Raw genomic sequence first — 20,716 nt, 5'->3', positions numbered from 1 at the left:
GCTGCGCTGTGGCGATCATTTCAGTTTCAGCCCGACCACGCGCACCAATCCATCCGGCATCTGCCGGTATCCCTCGACCTTGGTGGAGTGCGCGATCAGGAGCGTGCGGTGATAGAGATAGATGATCGGCTCGTCGTTGAGCACGATCCTGGTCATCTTCTCGTAGATCGCCTTGCGCTGGGCGGGATCGTTGATCAGCCGCGCATCTTCCATCAGCTTGTCGGCTTCCGGGTTGGAGTAGCCGCCATCGTTCTGCGGCGCCCTGGTGTGCAGGAAGACGTAGGAATTGCCGTCAGGATCGATGCGGCCGCTCCAGTTGATCTGGAACACCTGGAATTCGCCCGCCTGGGCCTGCTTGAACGTCGTCGCAAATTCGACCACGCGGATCTTGATGTCGAAGCCCGCTTCGGCCGCCATCGACTGCACGACCTGGGCCACGGCTTCGTTCTCGGCCCCTTTAGGGACCATGTAGTCGATGGCGACCGGCAGGGTGACGCCGGCCTCCTTGAGCAGCGCCTTGGCCTTGGCAAGGTCGCGTCCCCGAACCGGAAATGCCTTCTGATAGTAAGGATGCGTCGGGCTGACCCACTGATTGCCCGGCGTGAACTCGCCGTTGAAGACGACCTGGTTGAGTGCCTCGCGATCGATCGAGAGATCGAGCGCCTGCCGCACCTTCTCCGACTGGCTGAGCGGCCCCTTGCTCTTGTCGTTGGCGATGTTGATGGTGAGGCCGAGATAGCCGAGTTCAGGAGCAGTCGACAGCACCAGCCGTTTGTCGGCGCGGACGTCCTTGATGTCGGTGGCGAGCACGCGCTCGATCAGGTCGAGCCCGCCGGATTTCAGATTGGCGAGCCGCACCGTGGCATCGACGATCGGAAGGAACACGATGCGATCGATGAAGACGTTGTCCTTGTTCCAGTAATCGGCGAATTTCTCGAACACCATGCGGTCCTGCTGCACGCGTTCGACGAATTTGTAGGGTCCGGCGCAGACCGGATGCAGCCCGAATTTGTCGCCCGCCTCCTTCACCGCCTTCGGCGAGACCATCATGCCGGCGCGGTCGGTCAACTGGGCGATCAGCGGCGAGTAGGGCGTCTTGAGCACCAGCTTGATGGTCAGGGGATCGACGACGTCGACATGGTCGAGCGCCGCCAATTCCGGTTTGCGAAACGAGGCCGGCAGTGTCAGATGACGCTCCAGCGAGAATTTGGCGGCCTCGGCGTCGAATGGTTCGCCGTCGTGGAACTTGACGCCCGGCCGGAGCTTGATCGTCATCTCCTTGCCGTCGGCCGAGTTCTCGTAGGATAGCGCGAGCTGCGGAACGATGTTCAGCTTCTCGTCAATGTCGAACAGCTTGTCGCAGAACGCCGAAAACACGATGCGCCCGACATAGGTGCGCCCGATCGAAGGATCGAGAATGTCGGGGTCCTCGGCGATCCCGATGCGAAGCGTCGTCTCGGCACGCGCACTCGCTCCGCACCAGGTCACGAGGGCCGCCATCAGGACCGCCAAGCGCCAAAATCTCATCGCCAACCCCTTATTTCCTACGTCTTTATTTCCTGTGAAATAACCCCACGCCGCTCCGAGGCTTCCGCCGCATTGAACGCCGCCACCAGCTTTTCCAGTGCCGGCGAGAATCCGCCGTCGGACGGCACGATCGCCTCCGCGCCGGGCAGCTCGCCGGTCCGGTGACAGGCCGTTGCATATCCGGTGCCATCTTCGCGCAACTGCGGCACTTCGCTGCGGCAGCGCGCGACCACATAGGGGCAGCGGGTATGGAAGCGGCAGCCCGTCGGCGGATTGAGCGCGCTCGGCAGCTCGCCTTCCAGCACGATGCGGCTGCGTTTGGCACGCGGCTTCGGCACCGGGATCGCCGACAGCAGCGCGCGGCTGTAGGGATGGCGCGGGGCGGCGAACAGTGCTTGCGCCTCCGCCGTCTCGACGATGGTGCCGAGATTCATCACGGCGACGCGGTCCGCGATGTGCTTGACGACGGCGAGATCGTGCGAGACGAAGATGTAGGCGAGCTTCAGGCGATCCTGCAGGTCGCGCAGCAAATTCAATATCTGCGAGCGGATCGAGACGTCGAGCGCCGACACCGGCTCGTCGCAGATGATCAGCTTCGGCTCGACCGCGAGCGCACGGGCAATTGCGACGCGCTGGCGCTGGCCGCCGGAGAATTCGTGGGGATAGCGGCGCGCAAAGCGCGGCTCGAGCCCGACCAGACGCAACAGCTCTTCGACCCGCGCGCGGCGGTCTGCGGCCGGGACGAGATTGTGCAGCGCCAGCGGCTCGGTCAGGATCTGGCTCACCGTCATGCGCGGGTTGAGCGAGGCGTAGGGGTCCTGGAAGATCAGCTGCGCATCGCGGCGGAACGCGCGCAATTGCGCGGCGTTGAGCGTGCCGAGGTCGCGGCCTTCGAAGGTGACGCGGCCAGCGTCCGGCTCGATCAGCCGCAGCACCAGCCGGCTGACGGTTGATTTGCCGCAGCCGGATTCGCCGACCAGCGCCAGCGTCTTGCCGGCCTCGACCGTGAAGCTGACGCCGTCGACCGCCTTCACATGCGCGGTCGGCCGGCCAAACACCGAACGTTCGGCGACGAAATGCTTCACCAGCCCCTCGACCTCGAGCAGCGCAGTCATGACACCAGCCGCTCCAGCGGCGCGCGGAGGCAGCGCGAGGCGTGGGTTGCGCTCAGCAGCGCGAGCGGCGGCGGCAACCGGGTGCAGGCATCTTCCACGAACGGGCAGCGCGCGGCGAAGCGGCAGCCCGTCGGCGGGTTCGCCATATTCGGCACCATGCCCTCGATGGTGGCGAGGTGGCTGGTGCGACGGTCGAGCCGCGGGATCGAGCCGAGCAGGCCGACCGTGTAGGGATGTTGCGGGTTAGCGAACAGCTCATCCACCGGGGCACGCTCGACGATCTCGCCGGCATACATCACCGCGACCTCGTCGCAGACCTCCGCGACGACGCCGAGATCGTGGGTGATCAGGATGATCGCAGCCCCGCTCGCGGCCTTCAGCTCGCGCATCAGGTCGAGGATTTGCGCCTGCAGCGTGACGTCGAGCGCGGTGGTCGGCTCGTCGGCGATCAGGAGCTGCGGATCGCAGGCCAGCGCCATCGCGATCATCACGCGCTGGCGCATGCCGCCGGACAGCTTGTGCGGATAGTCGTCGATGCGTTTCTCGGGCGAGGGGATATGCACGCGGCGCAGCAGCTCGATGGTGCGCTCGCGCGCCGCGCGCCGGGAGCCGCCGCGGTGGCGCAAAATCGTCTCGGTGATCTGGTCGCCGATGGTGAAGCTCGGGTTGAGTGAGGTCATCGGCTCCTGGAAGATCATCGCGAGGCGATTGCCGCGCAGGTCGCGCAGCGTCGCGTCCGGCACGTCGAGCAGGTCGAAGCCGTCGAAGCGGATCGCGCCGGAGACCGCGGCGGATTGCTTCGGCAGCAACCCCATGATCGCGAGCGAAGTGACGCTCTTGCCGCAGCCGGACTCGCCGACCAGGCCGAGCGTGGCGCCCTTGGCGACGGACAGATCGACACTGTCGACGGCATGCGTCATGCGGCCGTCGTCACCATGGAAGGTGACGCGCAGGCCCTCGATCTCGATCAGCGGGCCGGCTGTCATGCGCGGCTCTTGGCTGCCGCTGCGATGCCGGCCTCGATCCTGGCGCGGTCGCTGATTCCGGCCGGGTTGTCCCGGGTCGGCATGAAGGTCCGGAATGGAACCCAGTGTTCACGGCTGACCGCTTCGAGCCGTTCGAGCTCGCGCAAGGGATCGGCGTGGTCGTCGACCCGCAGGTCGAGCAACGGCCATTGCTCGGTGCCGTGGATCAGCAGCGCCGCCGATTGCTTGCCGCGCTTGTCGCCGCCGGCTGCTTCACCGGCAAACATCGCCTTGATCAGCCGCTCTGCGAACGGCAGCTTCTGGTTCGCGGCATAGACGCGCGCGGTCTCGTCGAGCACGGCGGAGCCGGCCAGCATGTTGCCGGCAATCGAGAAGCCGTCGCCGGCGATATGGCCGAACCAGTCGATGCAATCCTTGCCGGAGTGGGCGGCGATCCGGCCCTTGCTGTCCATGACATGCACCTGCCGGCTCTCGCGGCCGCTGTCGGGCGCGAGCAGCGCCGCGATCGTCTCATGCGGGCTGTTGCCGTCGCGCAGCAGCGCGAGGCCGTCGATGCCGTAATAGGGATTGACCAGCGCCTGTGTCGCGATGGCGCCGATGTCCGGTGCGATGTGCGGCACCAGCGCGCCGACCGCGAAGAACCGCGTCGCGACCGCGATGCCGAGCTGGCCGGTGGCGCTGTCGCGGGCGATGATCGACCAGGTCATCCGAAACCTCTAGCGGCCCGCGGCATAACCCTGCATGCCGCGCGGATTGGCGGCGGCGCGGCGACGGGGGCCGACCTTCGAAGCCGCGGTAAGGCGGCCTTCCGACCAATCCGGGCCAATCTCCACCACATGGCCGCGGCGCTTCAATTCATCGATGGTCGGTTTCGGCACGCGGTTTTCCAGCACCAGCACGCCGGGACGCGAAGTGCGCGGCCAGAACGAGATCGGGAAATGCTCGGAGTGCCAGGCCGGCGCGTCGATCGCCTCCTGCAGATTGAGCCTGGCGTGGACATGGCGCAGGAAGAACTGCGTGATCCACTGATCCTGCTGGTCGCCGCCCGGCGAGCCCCAGGAGAGATAAGGCTCGCCGTCGCGCAGCGCCATGGTCGGCGACAGCGTGGTGCGCGGCCGCTTGCCCGGCGCCAGCGAGGCCGGGTGATTTTCTTCCAGCCAAAACATCTGGGCGCGGCTGCCGAGGCAGAAGCCGATCTCGGGAATCACAGGCGAGGATTGCAGCCAGCCGCCGGATGGCGTCGCCGAGATCATGTTGCCGGCCTTGTCGATGATGTCGAAATGCACGGTGTCGCCGCGTACCTCGCCGAACCGGCCGACCGTCGGTTCGCCCGCGCCCATGGCGCCGACCGCCTCGCGATGTCCTTCCGCGTGCCGCAGCTTCACGACACCGCCGAAGCCTGCGACCGAGCCGGGGCGGAAGTCGAGCGACGCCTTGTCCTTCGAGATCAGCTTGCGTCGTTCGTTGTTGTAGGCATCCGACAGCAGCGTTTCGATCGGGATGTCGGTGAACTTCGGATCGCCGTAGAACGTCTCGCGATCGGCATAGGCGAGCTTGGCGGCTTCGATCTGCAAATGGATGAAGTCCGGGCCTGCGGGATCGAGCCCGTCGAGTTCGAAACCCTTCAGCAGCGCGAGCTGCTGCAGCATCACCGGACCCTGGCTCCAGACGCCGCACTTCTGCACGGTGTAGCGGCCGTAGTCATAGGTCAGCGGCGCCTCGATGGTCGGCTGCCAGCGCGCCATGTCGTCGGCCGACAGCACGCCGCGATGCGGCGAGCCGGAGACGTCCATGACCTCCTGGGTGCGGCAGAACCTGTCGATCGCCTCGGCGACGAAGCCCTTCGACCAGGCCTGTCGCGCGCGCTCGATCTGCGCGATGCGGTCACTTCCCGCGCTCTCCGCCTCGGTCAGGATGCGAGCGTACGTCTCAGCAAGCTTTTTGTTGGTGAACATGGTGCCGGGCTTCGGCACCTCGCCATTGGGCAGATAGACCTCGGCCGAGGTGCTCCAGTATTTCCGGAACAGCTGCTCGACGGTCTTGATCGTGGCGGAGGCGCGCTCGACCAGCGGATGGCCGTCGCGGGCATAGCCGATCGCGGGCTCCAGCACGTCGCGCAGCCTCAATGTGCCGTAGTCGCGCAGCAGCAGCATCCAGGTTTCGAACGTGCCGGGCACGCACGCCGCGAGCAGGCCGGTGCCGGGCACCATCTCGAGGCCTTCGCTGCGATAATGCGCGATCGTCGCCTTGGCCGGCGCCGGTCCCTGGCCGCAGATCACTTCGGTCTTGCCGCGCTTGACGTCGTGCACGATGAGCGGGACGTCGCCGCCTGGGCCATTCAGATGCGGCTCGACCACCTGCAGCGTGAACGCCGCCGCAACGCCGGCATCGAAGGCGTTGCCGCCCTTCTCCAGTGCCGCCATGCCGACCGCGGTCGCGATCCAGTGCGTCGAGGTGACGACACCGAAGGTGCCTTCGATCTCGGGCCTTGTGGTGAACGGATCGGGATTGACGTTGCTCATGCTGCGCTTCCGGCTGGGTCTCTAAAAGGTCTCTCGACAGGTCTCTTGGCGCGCGCACTTGATCACAGGCGGGCTGGTATGCCAACCGCTTGGTGGACATGGCCGCTCCCATCCGCGTGATCATGCCGGAACGGCGGCGGCGGGGCTGTTGACCGCGTGGCAGGCGACGCCGTCGATCAGTTCCGGCGCCTTCTCGCGGCAGAGATCGAAGGCGAGGGGACAGCGCGGATTGAACGCGCAGCCCCGTGGCGGATCGATCGGGTTGGGAATCTCGCCCTTGACCGGGATGCGCTGGCGGCCGGACATCGCAAGGTCCGGAACCGCGCCGAGCAGCATCTTGGTGTAGGGCATCCGCGGGTTCTCGAACAATTTCCGGCCCTCGGCGATCTCGACGATGCGGCCGAGATACATCACGCCGATCCGGCTCGCCATGTGGCGGACGACTGCCAGATTGTGACTGATGAAGAGATAGGTCAGGCCGAACTTGTCCTGCAGATCGCGCATCAGGTTGAGGATCTGCGCCTGCACCGAGACGTCGAGCGCCGAAGTCGGCTCGTCGCAGACGATGAACTCGGCCTCCGACGCCAGCGCGCGGGCGATCGCGATGCGCTGGCGCTGGCCACCGGAGAACTCATGCGGGAATTTTTGGCCGTCGTCGGGGTGCAGACCGACCAGCGACAGCAATTCGCCGACCCGGGCCTTGATGTCGCGCTCGCCCTCGATCAGGTCGAAGGCGCGGATCGGCTCGGCCACGATAGCGGCGACTCGGTACCGTGGATTGAGGCTCGCATAAGGGTCCTGGAAAATCATCTGGATGCGCCGGCGCAGCCGGCGGCGCGCCTGGCCTTGTCGCGGATCGGTCATCGAGATGCCGTCGATGACGACTTCGCCCGAACTCGGTGGCAGCAGGCCAACGACCATGCGTGCGACCGTGGTCTTGCCGGAGCCGGATTCGCCGACCAGCGCAAACGTCTCGCCGCGCTTGATGTCGAAGCTGACGCCGTCGACGGCCTTCAGGAATTCGAGATGGCCGCCTTCGATCACCCGGTTGAGCCATGGCTTGGAGACGTCGAAGACGCGGCGCAGGTTCCTGACCTCGATCAAGGTCCCGTTCATGCCGCGGTCTCCTTCGCCGGCTCGAACAGGTGGCAGGCGACCGATTGGTCACCTTGCCGGATCGGCTCGGGGCGCTCGACGCGGCAGCGATCGAAGACGAACGCACAGCGCGGATTGAACGGGCAGCCCGGCGGGATCGCCGACAGCCGCGGCATCGCGCCCGGGATCTGGACGAGGCGCTTGTCCTCGCCCGCGAGCGTCGGGATCGCGCCCATCAGGCCCTTGGCATAGGGATGCAGCGGGTTGCGCACCACTTCCTGCACCGGGCCGATCTCGGCGATGCGGCCGGAATACATCACTGCGACGCGGTCGCAGGTCTCGGCGATCACCCCCATGTCGTGGGTCACCAGCATCACGGCGGTGCCGTGGTCGCGGCCGAGCCGCTTGATCAGCGCGATGATCTGCGCCTGCACCGAGACGTCGAGCGCGGTGGTCGGCTCGTCGGCGATGATCAACTCGGGCTCGGCGCAGATCGCAAGCGCGATCACGACGCGTTGGCGCATGCCGCCGGAGAATTTATGCGGGTAGCCGTCGATGCGCTTTTCCGGCGCAGGGATGCCGACCTCGGCCAACAGGTCGATGGCGCGCCGGCGCGCGGCGCTTTCGCTCAAGTTGGTGTGGGTGCGAATGGTCTCGATGATCTGGTCGCCGATCCGGTAGAGCGGATTGAGGCTGGTCAGCGGATCCTGGAAGATCATGCCGATCCGCTTGCCCCTGACGCGGCGGATTTCTTCCGGCGGAAGATGGTCGATCCGCGTGCCCGACAGCTCGATCTCGCCGCTACAGATGCGGCCGGGCGGATCGATCAGCCCGATCACCGCAAGGCCGGTGACCGACTTGCCGGCGCCGGACTCGCCGACCACGCCAAGCACCTCGCCCTTGGCGATGTCGAACGACACGCCGTTGATGGCGCGCAACGTGGCGCGGCGGGTGACGAATTCCACCTCGAGATTGCGCACGGAGAGAACAGGCTGGGTCATCGGAGCTTTGGGTTGAGTGCGTCGCGCAGCCAGTCGCCGAGCAGGTTGATGGAGAGGATCAGGCCGGCCAGGGCAATGCCCGGGAAGGCGACGATCCACCATTCGCCGGCGAACAGATAATTGTTGCCGATCCGGATCAGGGTGCCGAGCGAGGGCATGGTGTCGGGCATGCCGGCGCCGAGGAACGACAGCGTCGCCTCGGTGATGATCGCGAGCGCGAGGTTGATGGTGGCGATGACCAGGATCGGGCCCATCGTGTTCGGCAGCACGTGCCGCAGCATGATCTTCGGTGCCGGCAGGCCGATCAACTGCGCCGCCGCCACGTAATCCTTGTTCTTCTCGACCATGACCGAGCCGCGCACGGTGCGGGCATATTGCACCCAGAAACTGAGGCCGATCGCGATGATCAGGACGCCGAGCGTGCTCATCTCGTCGAGCCGGTTGCCGAGCAGTGACTTGGCGACGCCGTTGACCAGCAGGGCGATCAGGATCGCCGGGAAGGTGAGCTGGACGTCGGCGATCCGCATGATCACGCTGTCGACCACGCCGCCGAAATAGCCGGCGACCAGCCCAAGCGCGATACCGAGTGCGCCGGCGAACACCACGCCGGCAATGCCGACCGCAAGCGAAATGCGCAGGCCGTAGAGGATCGCGGAGAGCACGTCGCGGCCCTGCTCGTCGGTGCCGAGCAGGAACGGGCTCTGGCCGTCGGCGGTCCACAGCGGCGCGATCCGCGAGTTGATCAGTTGCAGCTGTGCCGGATCGAACGGGTTCTGCACCGCAAGCCAGGACGCAAAGATCGCCAGCAGGAAGAAGAGCAGCGTGATCGCGGCGGCGACCATCGTGAGCCTGGAGCGGCGGAACGAATAGAAGATGTCGCTGTCGAGCGCGCGCCTGAACCAGCCGGCAGGTGCCTGGTGGCCTTCGCTGCGATGGGGGACGACGGCGTCGGACATCGGTCAGCCCCTCACGCGGCGCGGCCGATGGTCGAACGCAGGCGCGGATCGACCACGGTGTAGAGGATGTCGACCACGAGATTGATGGTGACGAAGATCAGCGAGACCATCAACAGATACGCGGCCATGATCGGGATATCGACGTTTTGCACGGCCTGCACGAACAGAAGCCCCATGCCCGGCCACTGGAACACGGTTTCGGTGATGATCGAGAAAGCAATAACCGAGCCAAACTGCAGGCCGGCCACCGTGATCACCGGAACCAGGGTGTTCTTCAGCGCATGGCCGAAATGGATCGCGCGGGTGGTCAGCCCGCGGGCGCGGGCGAAGCGGATATAGTCGGTGCGCAGCACCTCCAGCATTTCGGCGCGCACCAGCCGCATGATCAGGGTCATCTGGAACAGCCCGAGCGTGATCGCCGGCATGATGATCGCCTTCCATCCGGAGACGGTGAGCAGCCCGGTCGACCACCAGCCGAGCTTCACCACCTCGCCGCGGCCGAAGGAGGGCAGCCAGCCCAAGGTCACGGCAAACAGATAGATCAGGAGGATGCCGATCAGGAATGTCGGCAGCGAAATGCCGATCAGCGATACCGCCTGGAATAATCTGGCGAGGATGGTGTCGCGGCGCAGCGCCGAATAGACCCCCATCAGGATGCCGGCCACCATCGCAAAGATGGTGGCGACGATCGCAAGCTCCAGCGTCGCCGGCATGCGCTCAGCCAGCAGCGAGGAGACCGGCAGGCGGAACTGGTAGGACACGCCGAACTTGAACTGCAGCGCATTGATGAAGTAGCGGCCGAACTGCACCAGCACGGGATCGTCGAGGCCGAGCGAGTGCCGGATCTCGGCGCGCTGCGCGGCCGAAGTGTCGATCGAGACGATCTGGTTGACCGGGTCGCCGGCGAAGCGGAACATCGCGAACGCGATGACGCCGACGGCAAGCATGACGCCGATCGCCTGCAGGAAACGCCGAAGAGTGAAAGCGAGCATCTCTACCTTTCACTGCTTTTGACATTTGGCGCGCGGCTTCGCGCGGCCGGAAAACGCGAGGTCCCGGAAGCCTGCGCTTCCGGGACCCAATTCGCTGCAACCACTATTCACCCTGCTTGGTCGCCCAGTACAGCAGCACCTGGTTGTCCGCGCGCTGGGTCAATTTGACTTTTTTCGACACGCCCCACACCAGCGGTTGCTGATGCAGCGGAATGTAGCCGTAATCCTTGATGACGATCTCGTAGGCCTGCTTGATCAGCTGGTCGCGCTTGGCGGTGTCGCTCTCGACCAGGATCTTGTCGGTGAGCGCGTCGACTTCCTTATTGCAATAGCCGCCGAGATTGGCCTCACCCCGGGTCGAATCCTTCGGATCGTCGCGGCAGCCGAGGATGTCGTGCAGCACGTTGTGCGAGTCCGACGTCGCGGGCGTCCAGCCCAGCATGAAGAACGAGGTCTGGTAGCCGCCGGGCTTCAGCACCTTGCCGAAATACTGCGCCTTCGGCTGCGCCAACAGGTTCACCTTGACGCCGATGCGGGCCAGCATGCCGACCACCGCCTGGCAGATCGCGGCGTCGTTGACGTAGCGGTCGTTCGGGCAATCCATCGTGACTTCGAAGCCGTTCGGATAGCCGGCGTCGGCCAGCAGCTTCTTGGCACCATCCGGATCGAGTTTCGGCCGGGTGAACTCCTTCGACAGCGGATAGAGCTCGGGCGCGATCATCAGGGTCGAGGGCGTCGACATGCCGCGCATCACGCGGGTCTTGATCAGGTCGACGTCGATCGTCTTGTAGAAGGCTTCGCGAACCCTGATGTCCTTGAACGGATTCTTGCCCTTGACGTTGGAATACAGCAGCTCGTCGCGGGCCATATCCATGCCGATGAAGATGGTGCGGATCTCGGGTGCGGTCATCACGGTGGCGACGCCGCTGGAATTGACGCGCTGGATGTCCTGCAGGGGAACCGGCTCGATGACGTCGACCTCGCCCGAGAGCAGCGCGGCGACGCGGGTGGCGTCGGAGCCGATGGGCGTGAAGATGATCTCCTTGAGATTGTGCTCCACCTTGCGCCAGTAATCCGGAAACGCCTTGAACACGGTCTTCACGCCGGGCTGATGGCTCTCGATCGTGAAGGGGCCGGTGCCGTTCTCGTGCAGCGCCGCGTAGCTCGGCGTGGTTGCGGAGGCCGGCGTCGGTGCTACCGAGTTGTTCTCCTCGCACCACTTCTTGTCCATGATGTACCAGCTATCCCATTGCGAGGTCAGGATGGGATTGGGCGAGTCCAGCGTCACGTCGACGGTGTAGTCGTCGACCTTGGTGAACTTGGCGTCGGCCGGGACGTTGCTGAGGAAGTTGGAGCCCTTGGCGCGGACGCGGTCGGCGGAGAACAGCACGTCGTCGGCGGTGAAGGGGTCGCCATTGTGGAATTTCACGCCCTTGCGCAGATGGAAGCGCCATTTGGTCGGGGTCAGCGTCTCCCAGCTTTCCGCCAGTGCCGGAATGATCTTGAGGTCCTTGTCGCGCGCGGTGAGGCCTTCGTAGACGTGGGCGTGGTGCGCGATCGTCGTGGTCTCCTTCAGGGTGTACGGATCGAGCGACTTCAGCTCACCCTGATTGGCATATTTCAGCGTCTGAGCCGATGCCGGCAAGGCAAAGGCGACCAGCGCGACGGCAGTCGCCGCAAACAAACTCCAACGTACCGACATGTGATCCCGCGTCCCCGTTTTTGTCCGCCGGCTGCTTTGTCCGGCTGGTATTATTGATGCATGTTGCCAGAGTTTACCGACGGCGCAAGCGCGATTTCCCAAAGGGTTAATCGCCTCGCGCGGGTGCAGCGCAATGAATGAGATATGAGGGTAGGCGGCCAGCGCGGGCGCGTGACATGCGACTTTCGGTGTGCCGCTTGCCGGTCGCCGAATGATCGCCGGCGAGCCCAGTTCGGGCCGGTCGTTCCAAATGGTTTGGAGCCGTCGCTCCAAACGGTTTGGTTGACCATAGCGGATGATTGAGGCCGACTATAGATCGGGGCGGATACGGCTCGCTTGCGCGACGGACCCGGTCCCGGCGATACTGCGACGCGCCAAGGCGAACAAGGCGCATTTGAGGAGGCGGAAATGAAAGTCAACGTCGAGATAGATTGCACGCCCCTTGAAGCGCGACAGTTCTTCGGCCTGCCGGACGTGGCACCGATGCAGAACGCGGTCATGGACAGGCTGCAGCAGCAGATGCTGTCGAACATCGAGAAAGTCTCGCCGGAAGCATTGATGCAAAGCTGGTTCACCTTCGATCCCAAGCTCGCCGAGCGCTTCCAGGACATGTTCGTGACGATGGCCGGCCTCGGCGGCATGGGCAAGAAGGACAAGAAATAGTGGTGGCCGCGAAAGGGAGCGTTGATGCGGCCGAACGCCGATTGCGCCCACCCAGCGTGTTTCTGATGCTGGCGGAAGCGCGCGGCGTGCTCGAGCTGAATTCGAGCCTGCTGCTGTCGCCGCTGCTGATGCAGGCGCCGAAGGGCGACGGTCATCCGGTGCTGGCGCTGCCCGGCTTCCTCGCCAGCGACCTGTCGATGGCGCCGATGCGTCGCTATCTGAAGGAACTCGGCTATGACGCCTACGCCTGGAACATGGGCCGCAATCTTGGCGGAATCTCCAGCCGGCGGGCTGCGCTGCGCGACCTGTTGAAGCGGGTCCATGAGGCGTCCGGGCGCAAGGTCTCGATCATCGGCTGGAGCCTCGGCGGCGTCTATGCGCGCGACCTGGCGTCGCAGATGCCGGAACTGGTGCGCTCCATCATCACGCTGGGCAGTCCGTTCGCCGACGACATCCGCGCCACCAACGCGACCCGGCTGTACGAACTGCTGTCCGGCGAGCAGGTGGACGACATCCCCGAGATTCGCGCGGCGATCGCCGGCGACATGCCGGTGCCGGCAACCTCGATCTATTCACGCACCGACGGCATCGTGAACTGGCGGACCTCGCGGGTGCGGCCGTCGGCGACCGCCGAGAACATCGAGGTGCATCTCGCCAGCCATCTCGGCCTCGGCGTCAATCCCGCGGCGCTATGGGCGATTGCGGACCGGCTGGCACAGCCGGAAGGGGAGTTCCGGCATTTTGACCGCTCGGGCCCCTTTGGCATTGCTTATGGGCCGGCAGAACAGGCACTATCCTAACGGCGAGAAGCGCCGCCAAGGCGCCCGCGTGAGTTGGCTCTCGGGAGGAGATCATGAGCGACGCCAAGAAGCTGTCCTCGCTGGACGCATCGTTTCTGTATCTGGAAACGCCGGAGATGCCGATGCATGTCGGCAGCATGGCGATCTTCCGCCTGCCCGACGGCTACAAGGGGGACTTCTTCGAGGAGTTCAAGGCGATGATCGCCTCGCGGCTGCACATCGCGCCGATCCTCAAGTCGCGCCTGCAGAAGGCGCCGCTCGACATCGACCACCCCTCCTGGGTCGAGGACGACCAGTTCGACATCGACCGCCACATCTTCCGCGCCAGCCTGCCCGCACCGCACGATCGCGCCACGCTGGAGCGCATCGTCGGATGGATGCACGCCAAGCTGTTGAACCGCGCCCGCCCGCTCTGGGAGTTCTATGTCTTCGAGGGCATGAAGGACAACGAGATCGGGCTTTACTCCAAGATGCACCACGCCTGCATCGACGGCGGCGCCGGCGCGGCGCTGACCAGCATGATTTACGACCTCACGCCGGTGCCGCGGCAGATCGCGCCGCCGAGCGCGAAGAAGGTCGCGCAGGAGCCGCGCGACATCGCGGCCAATCTGATCGACGCCTATCAGCAGCTCTGGACCCAGCCGTTCGAGGCGGCCGCCGCCGCGCAAAAGAGCCTGGAGCTGCCGCGCTCCGGCAAGAGCGACCTCGGCTCGATCCTGTTCGACAACGCCATGTTCCAGATCGAGAGCGCGGTGAAGTTCGCAGGCTCCATGCCGACCGTGCTCAAGAGCCTTTCCGACGTCGTCGCCAAGGTCGCCGATCCGCGGTCGCGCGAGAGCCTGCAGGCAATGTCCTCGCCGCCGACCATCCTCAACAAGGCGATCTCGTCCGAGCGCAGCTTTGCCGGCACCTCGATCTCGCTGTCGCGCGCCAAGGCGCTGGCCAAGGCATCGGGCGGCAAGCTCAACGACGTCGTACTGGCGCTCGCCTCGGGCGTGGTGCGGCGCTATCTGATCAGCCAGGGTGCGCTGCCGAACAAGTCGCTGACGGCCGGCGTGCCGATCTCGCTGCGCGAGGAAGGCAACGCCGAATCCAACAACCAGGTGTTCGGCATGGTCTGCTCGATCGCGACCGACGTCGAGGACCCGAAGAAGCGGCTGGAAACCATCATCGCGCAGTCCACCAAATCCAAGGAGATGTCGCATCCGCTGCGTGCCCTGGTGCCGCAGGTCTCCAACATCTCCCTGTTGGGCGCGCCGATCCTGGTACAGATCATGGCGCTGCTCTATAGCCGCTCCGACCTGTCGAACGTGCTGCCGCCGGCGACCAATATCACTGTGTCGAACGTGCCGGGGCCGCGGCAGACGCTGTACGCGGCGGGCGCAGAACTGCTGCACATCTTCCCGGTCTCGATCTCGACCCACGGGATTGCGCTCAACATCACCGTGCAGAGCTACCGCGATCAGCTCGATTTCGGCTTCATCGTCGGTGCCAACATCATTCCGCATGTGCAGGTGATGTGCGACATGCTGCCGCTCGAATTCGATGCACTCGAGGCGGCGTTTGCGCCCGCGCCTGCCGACATCAAGGGCGCGGCCGAATAGAAAGACCTGTCAATGATCGAAATGCCACCGCTGCAGTTCGCCGAGACGAACGGCATCCGCATGGGGTTCTACGAAGCAGGCCCCAAGACCGACGCACCGCCCGTGGTGCTGTGCCACGGCTGGCCAGAACTGGCATTCTCTTGGCGTCATCAAATCAAGGCGCTGGCCGAGGCCGGCATCCGGGTGATTGCACCGGACCAGCGCGGCTATGGCGCGACCGACCGGCCGGAGCCGGTCGAAGCCTACGACATGGAGCACCTGACCGGCGACCTCGTCGGCCTGCTCGACCGCCTCAAGATCGACAAGGCGATCTTCGTCGGCCACGACTGGGGCGGCTTCGTCGTCTGGCAGATGCCGCTCAGGCATCCGTCCCGGGTCGCCGGCGTCGTCGGCGTCAACACGCCGCATTGGGACCGCGCGCCGATGGATCCGATCGCGCTGTTCCGCCAGCGCTTCGGCGACCAGATGTACATCGTCCAGTTCCAGGACCCGGCACGCGAGCCGGACCGGATTTTCGGCAGCCGGGTCGAGCAGACCTTCGATGCCTTCATGCGCAAGCCGGCGCCGCGCGCCGCCGATGCGCCGCCCGAACAGCCGATCGCCGGCGTCGGCGCCTCGGCGCGGCTCAATCTGGCGTTCCCGCAGATGATCGCGAACTACGACGCCAGGCACGATCCGCGGACGCCGATCCTGTCGGCCGAAGAGAAGAAGGTGTTCGTCGACACCTTCACCAAAACCGGCTTCACCGGCGGCATCAACTGGTATCGCAACTTCACCCGCAACTGGGAACGATCGGCGGGACTGGACCATCACGTGAAGGTGCCGTCGCTGATGATCATGGCCGAGAATGACGCGGTGCTGCCGCCCTCGGCCGCCGACGGCATGGAGAGACTGGTGCCGGATCTCGAAAAATACCTTGTCCGCGACAGCGGCCATTGGACGCAGCAGGAAAAGCCTGACGAGGTCAGCGCCAAGCTGATCGAGTGGCGCAGAAAGCGATTTGGGTAATTTCTTGCCGTCATCGCGAGGAGCGAAGCGACGAAGCAATCCATTCTATCCGCTTGCGGCACGATGGATTGCTTCGCTTCGCTCGCAATGACGGCTGAGAGGCAAGGCAGGGGGCACTTCGACAATGGCATCCGGCAACAGACTGAGTCCGATCCCGCATCCGCCGACGAAGCCGGTGGTCGGCAACATGCTGTCGCTGGATTCGAACGCACCGGTGCAGCATCTGGTCAAGCTCTCCAAGGAGCTCGGACCGATCTTCTGGCTCGACATGATGGGCGCGCCGCTCGTGATCGTCTCCGGTCACGATCTGGTCGATGAGCTCTCCGATGAGAAGCGCTTCGACAAGGCGGTGCGCGGCTCGCTGCGCCGGGTGCGCGCGGTCGGTGGCGACGGGCTGTTCACCGCCGACACCAAGGAGCCGAACTGGAGCAAGGCGCACAACATCCTGATGCAGCCGTTCGGCAACCGCGCCATGCAGTCGTATCACCCGAGCATGGTCGATATCGCCGAGCAGCTGGTCAAGAAATGGGAGCGCCTCAACGCCGACGAGGAGATCGAGGTCGTCCACGACATGACGGCGCTCACCCTCGACACCATCGGGCTGTGCGGCTTCGACTATCGCTTCAACTCGTTCTATCGCCGCGACTACCATCCCTTCGTGGAATCGCTGGTGCGCTCGCTCGAGACCATCATGATGACCCGCGGCCTGCCGCTCGAGGGTCTTTGGATGCAGAAGCGGCGCAAGACGCTCGCCGACGACGTCGCCTTCATGAACAAGATGGTCGACGAGATCATCGCCGAGCGACGCGGCAACACCGACGTGACCAGCGACAAGAAGGACATGCTGGCGGCGATGATGACCGGCGTCGACCGCTCCACCGGCGAGCAGCTCGACGACGTCAACATCCGCTACCAGATCAACACCTTCCTGATCGCCGGCCACGAGACCACCTCCGGCCTGCTGTCGTGCACGATCTATGCGTTGCTGAAACATCCCGAGGTACTGAAGAAGGCCTATGAGGAGGTCGACCGCGTGCTTGGTCCCGACCTCGATGCGCGGCCGACCTATCAGCAGGTGACGCAGCTCACCTACATCACCCAGTGCCTGAAGGAGGCGCTGCGGCTATGGCCGCCGGCGCCGGCCTACGGCATCGCTCCGCTCAACGACGAGACGATCGGCGGCAAGTACAAGCTGAAGAAGAACACCTTCATCACCGTGCTGGTGATGGCGCTGCATCGCGATCCCTCGGTCTGGGGCCCGAACCCCGACGCGTTCGATCCGGAGAATTTCAGCCGCGAGGCGGAGGCCAAGCGGCCGATCAATGCCTGGAAGCCGTTCGGCAACGGCCAGCGCGCCTGCATCGGGCGCGGCTTCGCCATGCACGAGGCGGCGCTCGCGATCGGCATGATCCTGCAGCGCTTCAAGTTGCTCGACGTGCATCGCTACCAGATGCACCTGAAAGAGACGCTGACGATCAAGCCCGAAGGCTTCAGGATCAAGGTGCGGCCGCGTGACGACAGGGATCGCGGCGCGTTCGCCGGCGGCACGAGCGCCGTCGCGGCTGCGCCGAAGGCACCGCGCGCGCCGACCACGCGCCCCGGCCACAACACGCCGATGCTGGTGCTCTACGGCTCCAACCTCGGCTCGGCCGAGGAATTGGCGACCCGGATGGCCGATCTGTCGGAGATCAATGGTTTCGCGGTACGGCTCGGGCCGCTGGACGACTATGTCGGCAAGCTCCCGGAGGAGGGCGGCGTGCTGATCATCTGCGCCTCTTATAACGGCGCGGCGCCCGACAACGCGACGCAGTTCGTCAAATGGCTTGAGAGCGGCCTGCCGAAGGACGCCTTCGCCAAGGTGCGCTACGCGGTGTTCGGCTGCGGCAACAGCGATTGGGCCGCGACCTACCAGTCGGTACCGCGCTTCATCGACGAGCAGCTGACCAAGCATGGCGCCCGCGCCGTCTATCCGCGCGGCGAGGGCGATGCGCGCAGCGATCTCGACGGCCAGTTCCAGAAATGGTTTCCGGAGGCCGCGAAGGTCGCGACCAAGGAATTCGGCATCGACTGGAATTTCACCCGCACCGCCGAGGACGAACCGCTCTATGCGATCGAGCCGGTGGCGCAGGGCGCGGTCAACACCATCGTGACGCAGGGCGGCGCGGTGCCGATGAAGGTGCTCGCCAACAACGAGCTGCAGAACAAGGAAGGTGCCCATCCGTCGGAGCGCTCGACCCGGCATATCGAAGTCGAACTGCCGGCCAGCCTGAAGTATCGCGTCGGCGACCATCTCAGCGTGGTGCCGCGCAACGATCCGACCCTCGTCGATTCCGTCGCGCGCCGGTTCGGTTTCCTGCCGGCCGACCAGATCCGCCTGCAGGTCTCCGAAGGCCGCCGCGCGCAGCTGCCGGTCGGCAACGCCGTGTCGGTCGGGCGGCTGCTCACCGAGTTCGTCGAACTGCAGCAGGTCGCGACCCGCAAGCAGATCCAGATCATGGCCGAGCACACCCGCTGCCCGGTGACCAAGCCGAAGCTGGTGGCCTATGTCGGCGACGACGAGGCCGCGGCCGAGCGCTATCGCGCCGAGGTGCTGGCGAAGCGCAAATCGGTGTTCGACCTGCTCGAGGAATATCCGGCCTGCGAGCTGCCGTTCCACCTCTACCTCGAAATGCTGTCGCTGCTGGCGCCGCGCTATTACTCGATCTCGTCGTCGCCGGCCGTCGCGGCGCAGCGTTGCAGCGTCACCGTTGGTGTCGTGGAAGCACCTGCAAGCTCGGGTCGCGGCATTTATAAAGGCGTCTGCTCGAACTATCTGGCGCGCCGCCGCGCCGGCGACACCGTCCATGCCACAATCAAGGAAACCAAGGCCGGCTTCCGCCTGCCTGACGACAACACTGTCCCCATCATCATGATCGGGCCGGGCACGGGCCTCGCCCCGTTCCGCGGCTTCCTGCAAGAGCGCGCCGCGCGCAAGGCGAAGGGCGCGACGCTGGGCCCCGCGATGCTGTTCTTCGGCTGCCGCCATCCGGAGCAGGACTTCATCTATGCGGACGAACTGAAGGCGTTCGCCGCCGATGGCATCAGCGAGCTCTACACCGCGTTCTCGCGCGCCGACGGGCCGAAGACCTACGTGCAGCATCTCGTCGCCGCGCAGAAGGATCGCGTCTGGGAGCTGATCGAGAAGGGCGCGATCGTCTATGTCTGTGGCGATGGCGGCAAGATGGAACCCGACGTCAAGGCGACGTTGATGTCGATCTATCGCGAGCGCACTGGAGCCGACGCCGACGCTGCCGCGCGCTGGATCGAGGAGATGGGCACAGGGAACCGCTACGTGCTCGACGTCTGGGCCGGCGGGTAATTGCTACGTTGTAGCCCGGATGAAGCGAAGCGAAATCCGGGGCCAGTCGACCTGCGTGCGACACCGTCCCGGATTGCGCTCCGCTCCATCCGGGCTACGGCAGATGTGCGCGCCATGTTACAACCCGCCGCATGATTCCATGGGAAAAGATCGACACCGGGCGCATTCCCGGCACCGAAGGTGAACTGCGTCTGATGCGGCGCGGCCGCGAATTCTCGATCATGCTCGGCACCAACGAGCTGATGAACAGCCGTCTGTCGGGCTCGGAGGAGGCGCTGGCGACGCTTGCTGCGAAGAAGATCGAGCAGGTCGCAACGCCGCATTTCCTGATCGGCGGCCTCGGCATGGGCTTTACGCTGCGGGCCGCGCTCAAAGTGCTCGGACCCGGAGCGAGAATTGTGGTGGCCGAACTGGTGCCGGCGGTGGTTGCCTGGGCAAGAGGCCCGATGGCGGAGATCTTCGGCGACAGCCTGAGCGATCCGCGCGTGAGCATCGAAGAGGTGGACGTTGCCGACGTGATCAGGCGCCATCCCTCGAGCTTCGATGCCATCCTGCTCGATGTCGACAACGGCCCCGAAGGCCTGACCCGCAAGGCCAATGACGGGCTGTACGATGTCGCCGGACTCAGGGCTGCGCACACCGCCTTGCGGCGCGGCGGCGTGCTCGCTGTCTGGTCGTCAGGGCCGAATGCGAAATTCCCCAAATCGCTGTCGCGGGCCGGATTTGCGGTCAACGAAATTGCCGTCCGCGCCACGGGCCGCGGCCGCGGCGTCCGCCACGTGATCTGGATCGCGGCCAAGGACTAGCGGGCATTTCGATGCGCTCATCATCCTGATCATATCATGTGTCCGGTGCGCCGGGCCGGCCAGACACGTGGATACGTTCAGAACATCGTGTTGTTGTTCGCCGGATTCTCCGGCACCGGCTGCACCACGTCCCAATGTTCGACGATCTTGCCGTCCTCGAGCTTGAAGATGTCGATGATCGCATTGCCGCGGGTGCCGGGCTCGCGCACGGCGTGGACGTGCAGGATCACGTAGTCGCCATCGACGAACGAGCGCTTGATCTCGCTGTGCGAGTTCGGAAACTTCTCGCGCAGGAAGCCGATGAACTTGCGGAAGCCTTCGGGCCCGTCCGCTGCGCCCGGATTGTGCTGGACGTAGCGGTTGCCAACATAGGCGAGCGCGGCGTCGGCGTCCTTCTGGTTCAACCCCTTTTCGTAGAAGGCCAGCACCGCCTTGCGGTTGGCTTCCTGCTGCGCCTCGCTGGTCGCGGCCATCGCAGCGGAAGACGCGAGCGCGAGGAGGAGAGCGGCAACGGCTGTCCGTGGCCTGAGAAGGGTCTTCATCTGGTAGCTCCCGGTGGCTGATGACGCGCGACCCGCGCG

At 65.3% G+C, this 20,716-nt stretch carries 17 protein-coding genes; 6 read left to right on the top strand and 11 right to left on the bottom strand.

The window, feature by feature from the left end; translation table 11 throughout:
* Nucleotides 1-15: 15 nt before the first annotated feature.
* The 10 genes from ACVISU_RS08025 to ACVISU_RS07980 form a co-directional block, all read right to left on the bottom strand.
* The gene (locus ACVISU_RS08025) at nt 16-1,527 is read right to left on the bottom strand and encodes an ABC transporter substrate-binding protein (protein WP_456706560.1); all 1,512 of its coding nucleotides are present in this window, start codon (nt 1,525-1,527) and stop codon (nt 16-18) included.
* 17 nt (nt 1,528-1,544) lie between these two features.
* Complete coding sequence (locus ACVISU_RS08020; RefSeq protein ID WP_456706559.1) at nt 1,545-2,642, bottom strand: ABC transporter ATP-binding protein; 1,098 nt, start codon at nt 2,640-2,642, stop codon at nt 1,545-1,547.
* Nucleotides 2,639-3,628: an ABC transporter ATP-binding protein gene (locus tag ACVISU_RS08015; protein ID WP_456706558.1), complete on the bottom strand. Its 990-nt coding sequence runs from the start codon at nt 3,626-3,628 to the stop codon at nt 2,639-2,641. Before ACVISU_RS08015 ends, ACVISU_RS08020 begins: the two co-directional genes overlap by 4 nt.
* The gene (locus ACVISU_RS08010; protein ID WP_456706557.1) at nt 3,625-4,335 is read right to left on the bottom strand and encodes a DUF1028 domain-containing protein; all 711 of its coding nucleotides are present in this window, start codon (nt 4,333-4,335) and stop codon (nt 3,625-3,627) included. The genes ACVISU_RS08015 and ACVISU_RS08010 overlap by 4 nt, the downstream gene beginning before the upstream one ends.
* A 9-nt stretch (nt 4,336-4,344) precedes the next feature.
* Nucleotides 4,345-6,150: a gamma-glutamyltransferase family protein gene (locus ACVISU_RS08005; protein ID WP_456706556.1), complete on the bottom strand. Its 1,806-nt coding sequence runs from the start codon at nt 6,148-6,150 to the stop codon at nt 4,345-4,347.
* 120 nt (nt 6,151-6,270) lie between these two features.
* Nucleotides 6,271-7,266 carry an ABC transporter ATP-binding protein gene (locus tag ACVISU_RS08000; protein ID WP_456706555.1) on the bottom strand — a complete coding sequence of 332 codons (996 nt, stop codon included), beginning with the start codon at nt 7,264-7,266 and terminating at the stop codon, nt 6,271-6,273.
* Nucleotides 7,263-8,246 (bottom strand): ABC transporter ATP-binding protein, encoded by a 984-nt coding sequence (locus ACVISU_RS07995; protein ID WP_456706554.1) that lies wholly within the window; start codon nt 8,244-8,246, stop codon nt 7,263-7,265. Before ACVISU_RS07995 ends, ACVISU_RS08000 begins: the two co-directional genes overlap by 4 nt.
* A complete protein-coding gene (locus ACVISU_RS07990) occupies nt 8,243-9,202 on the bottom strand; it encodes an ABC transporter permease (protein WP_456706553.1) in 960 nt (319 codons plus the stop codon). The genes ACVISU_RS07995 and ACVISU_RS07990 overlap by 4 nt, the downstream gene beginning before the upstream one ends.
* Nucleotides 9,203-9,213: 11 nt before the next feature.
* Nucleotides 9,214-10,194: an ABC transporter permease gene (locus tag ACVISU_RS07985; RefSeq protein ID WP_456706552.1), complete on the bottom strand. Its 981-nt coding sequence runs from the start codon at nt 10,192-10,194 to the stop codon at nt 9,214-9,216.
* Between the two features lie 103 nt (nt 10,195-10,297).
* Complete coding sequence (locus tag ACVISU_RS07980; protein WP_456706551.1) at nt 10,298-11,896, bottom strand: ABC transporter substrate-binding protein; 1,599 nt, start codon at nt 11,894-11,896, stop codon at nt 10,298-10,300.
* A 408-nt stretch (nt 11,897-12,304) separates the two neighbouring features.
* On the opposite strand from ACVISU_RS07980, the gene ACVISU_RS07975 reads away from it, so the two are divergent.
* From ACVISU_RS07975 to ACVISU_RS07950, 6 genes are all read left to right on the top strand, one after another.
* Entirely contained in the window at nt 12,305-12,559 is a 255-nt protein-coding gene (locus ACVISU_RS07975; RefSeq protein WP_050404552.1) for a DUF6489 family protein, read from the top strand.
* Between the two features lie 65 nt (nt 12,560-12,624).
* On the top strand, nt 12,625-13,359 hold the full coding sequence (locus ACVISU_RS07970; RefSeq protein ID WP_244522157.1) for an alpha/beta hydrolase: 735 nt from the start codon (nt 12,625-12,627) through the stop codon (nt 13,357-13,359).
* A 53-nt stretch (nt 13,360-13,412) separates the two neighbouring features.
* Nucleotides 13,413-14,963, top strand: a complete 1,551-nt coding sequence (locus ACVISU_RS07965) for a WS/DGAT/MGAT family O-acyltransferase (RefSeq protein WP_456706550.1) — start codon at nt 13,413-13,415, stop codon at nt 14,961-14,963.
* A gap of 12 nt (nt 14,964-14,975) precedes the next feature.
* The gene (locus ACVISU_RS07960; RefSeq protein WP_456706549.1) at nt 14,976-15,971 is read left to right on the top strand and encodes an alpha/beta fold hydrolase; all 996 of its coding nucleotides are present in this window, start codon (nt 14,976-14,978) and stop codon (nt 15,969-15,971) included.
* A 124-nt stretch (nt 15,972-16,095) separates the two neighbouring features.
* On the top strand, nt 16,096-19,329 hold the full coding sequence (locus ACVISU_RS07955; protein ID WP_456706548.1) for a bifunctional cytochrome P450/NADPH--P450 reductase: 3,234 nt from the start codon (nt 16,096-16,098) through the stop codon (nt 19,327-19,329).
* A gap of 131 nt (nt 19,330-19,460) precedes the next feature.
* Nucleotides 19,461-20,135, top strand: coding sequence for a spermidine synthase (locus ACVISU_RS07950; protein WP_456706547.1), 675 nt, complete (start codon nt 19,461-19,463; stop codon nt 20,133-20,135).
* Between the two features lie 77 nt (nt 20,136-20,212).
* Here ACVISU_RS07950 and ACVISU_RS07945 read toward each other — a convergent pair whose 3' ends face one another.
* Entirely contained in the window at nt 20,213-20,608 is a 396-nt protein-coding gene (locus ACVISU_RS07945) for a nuclear transport factor 2 family protein (RefSeq protein ID WP_430641505.1), read from the bottom strand.
* Between the last annotated feature and the right edge of the window lie 108 nt (nt 20,609-20,716).

The organism is Bradyrhizobium sp. USDA 4452 (assembly GCF_054063575.1).
The sequence above is the reverse complement of the archived record's forward strand: the minus strand, read 5'-3'. Positions and strand labels throughout refer to the sequence as shown.

Coding starts and splice junctions, on each gene's coding strand:
- ACVISU_RS08025 (WP_456706560.1), bottom strand. CDS start 1,527: ATGAGATTTTGGCGCTTGGCGGTCCTGATGGCGGCCCTCGTGACCTGG.
- ACVISU_RS08020 (WP_456706559.1), bottom strand. CDS start 2,642: ATGACTGCGCTGCTCGAGGTCGAGGGGCTGGTGAAGCATTTCGTCGCC.
- ACVISU_RS08015 (WP_456706558.1), bottom strand. CDS start 3,628: ATGACAGCCGGCCCGCTGATCGAGATCGAGGGCCTGCGCGTCACCTTC.
- ACVISU_RS08010 (WP_456706557.1), bottom strand. CDS start 4,335: ATGACCTGGTCGATCATCGCCCGCGACAGCGCCACCGGCCAGCTCGGC.
- ACVISU_RS08005 (WP_456706556.1), bottom strand. CDS start 6,150: ATGAGCAACGTCAATCCCGATCCGTTCACCACAAGGCCCGAGATCGAA.
- ACVISU_RS08000 (WP_456706555.1), bottom strand. CDS start 7,266: ATGAACGGGACCTTGATCGAGGTCAGGAACCTGCGCCGCGTCTTCGAC.
- ACVISU_RS07995 (WP_456706554.1), bottom strand. CDS start 8,246: ATGACCCAGCCTGTTCTCTCCGTGCGCAATCTCGAGGTGGAATTCGTC.
- ACVISU_RS07990 (WP_456706553.1), bottom strand. CDS start 9,202: ATGTCCGACGCCGTCGTCCCCCATCGCAGCGAAGGCCACCAGGCACCT.
- ACVISU_RS07985 (WP_456706552.1), bottom strand. CDS start 10,194: ATGCTCGCTTTCACTCTTCGGCGTTTCCTGCAGGCGATCGGCGTCATG.
- ACVISU_RS07980 (WP_456706551.1), bottom strand. CDS start 11,896: ATGTCGGTACGTTGGAGTTTGTTTGCGGCGACTGCCGTCGCGCTGGTC.
- ACVISU_RS07975 (WP_050404552.1), top strand. CDS start 12,305: ATGAAAGTCAACGTCGAGATAGATTGCACGCCCCTTGAAGCGCGACAG.
- ACVISU_RS07970 (WP_244522157.1), top strand. CDS start 12,625: ATGCTGGCGGAAGCGCGCGGCGTGCTCGAGCTGAATTCGAGCCTGCTG.
- ACVISU_RS07965 (WP_456706550.1), top strand. CDS start 13,413: ATGAGCGACGCCAAGAAGCTGTCCTCGCTGGACGCATCGTTTCTGTAT.
- ACVISU_RS07960 (WP_456706549.1), top strand. CDS start 14,976: ATGATCGAAATGCCACCGCTGCAGTTCGCCGAGACGAACGGCATCCGC.
- ACVISU_RS07955 (WP_456706548.1), top strand. CDS start 16,096: ATGGCATCCGGCAACAGACTGAGTCCGATCCCGCATCCGCCGACGAAG.
- ACVISU_RS07950 (WP_456706547.1), top strand. CDS start 19,461: ATGATTCCATGGGAAAAGATCGACACCGGGCGCATTCCCGGCACCGAA.
- ACVISU_RS07945 (WP_430641505.1), bottom strand. CDS start 20,608: ATGGCCGCGACCAGCGAGGCGCAGCAGGAAGCCAACCGCAAGGCGGTG.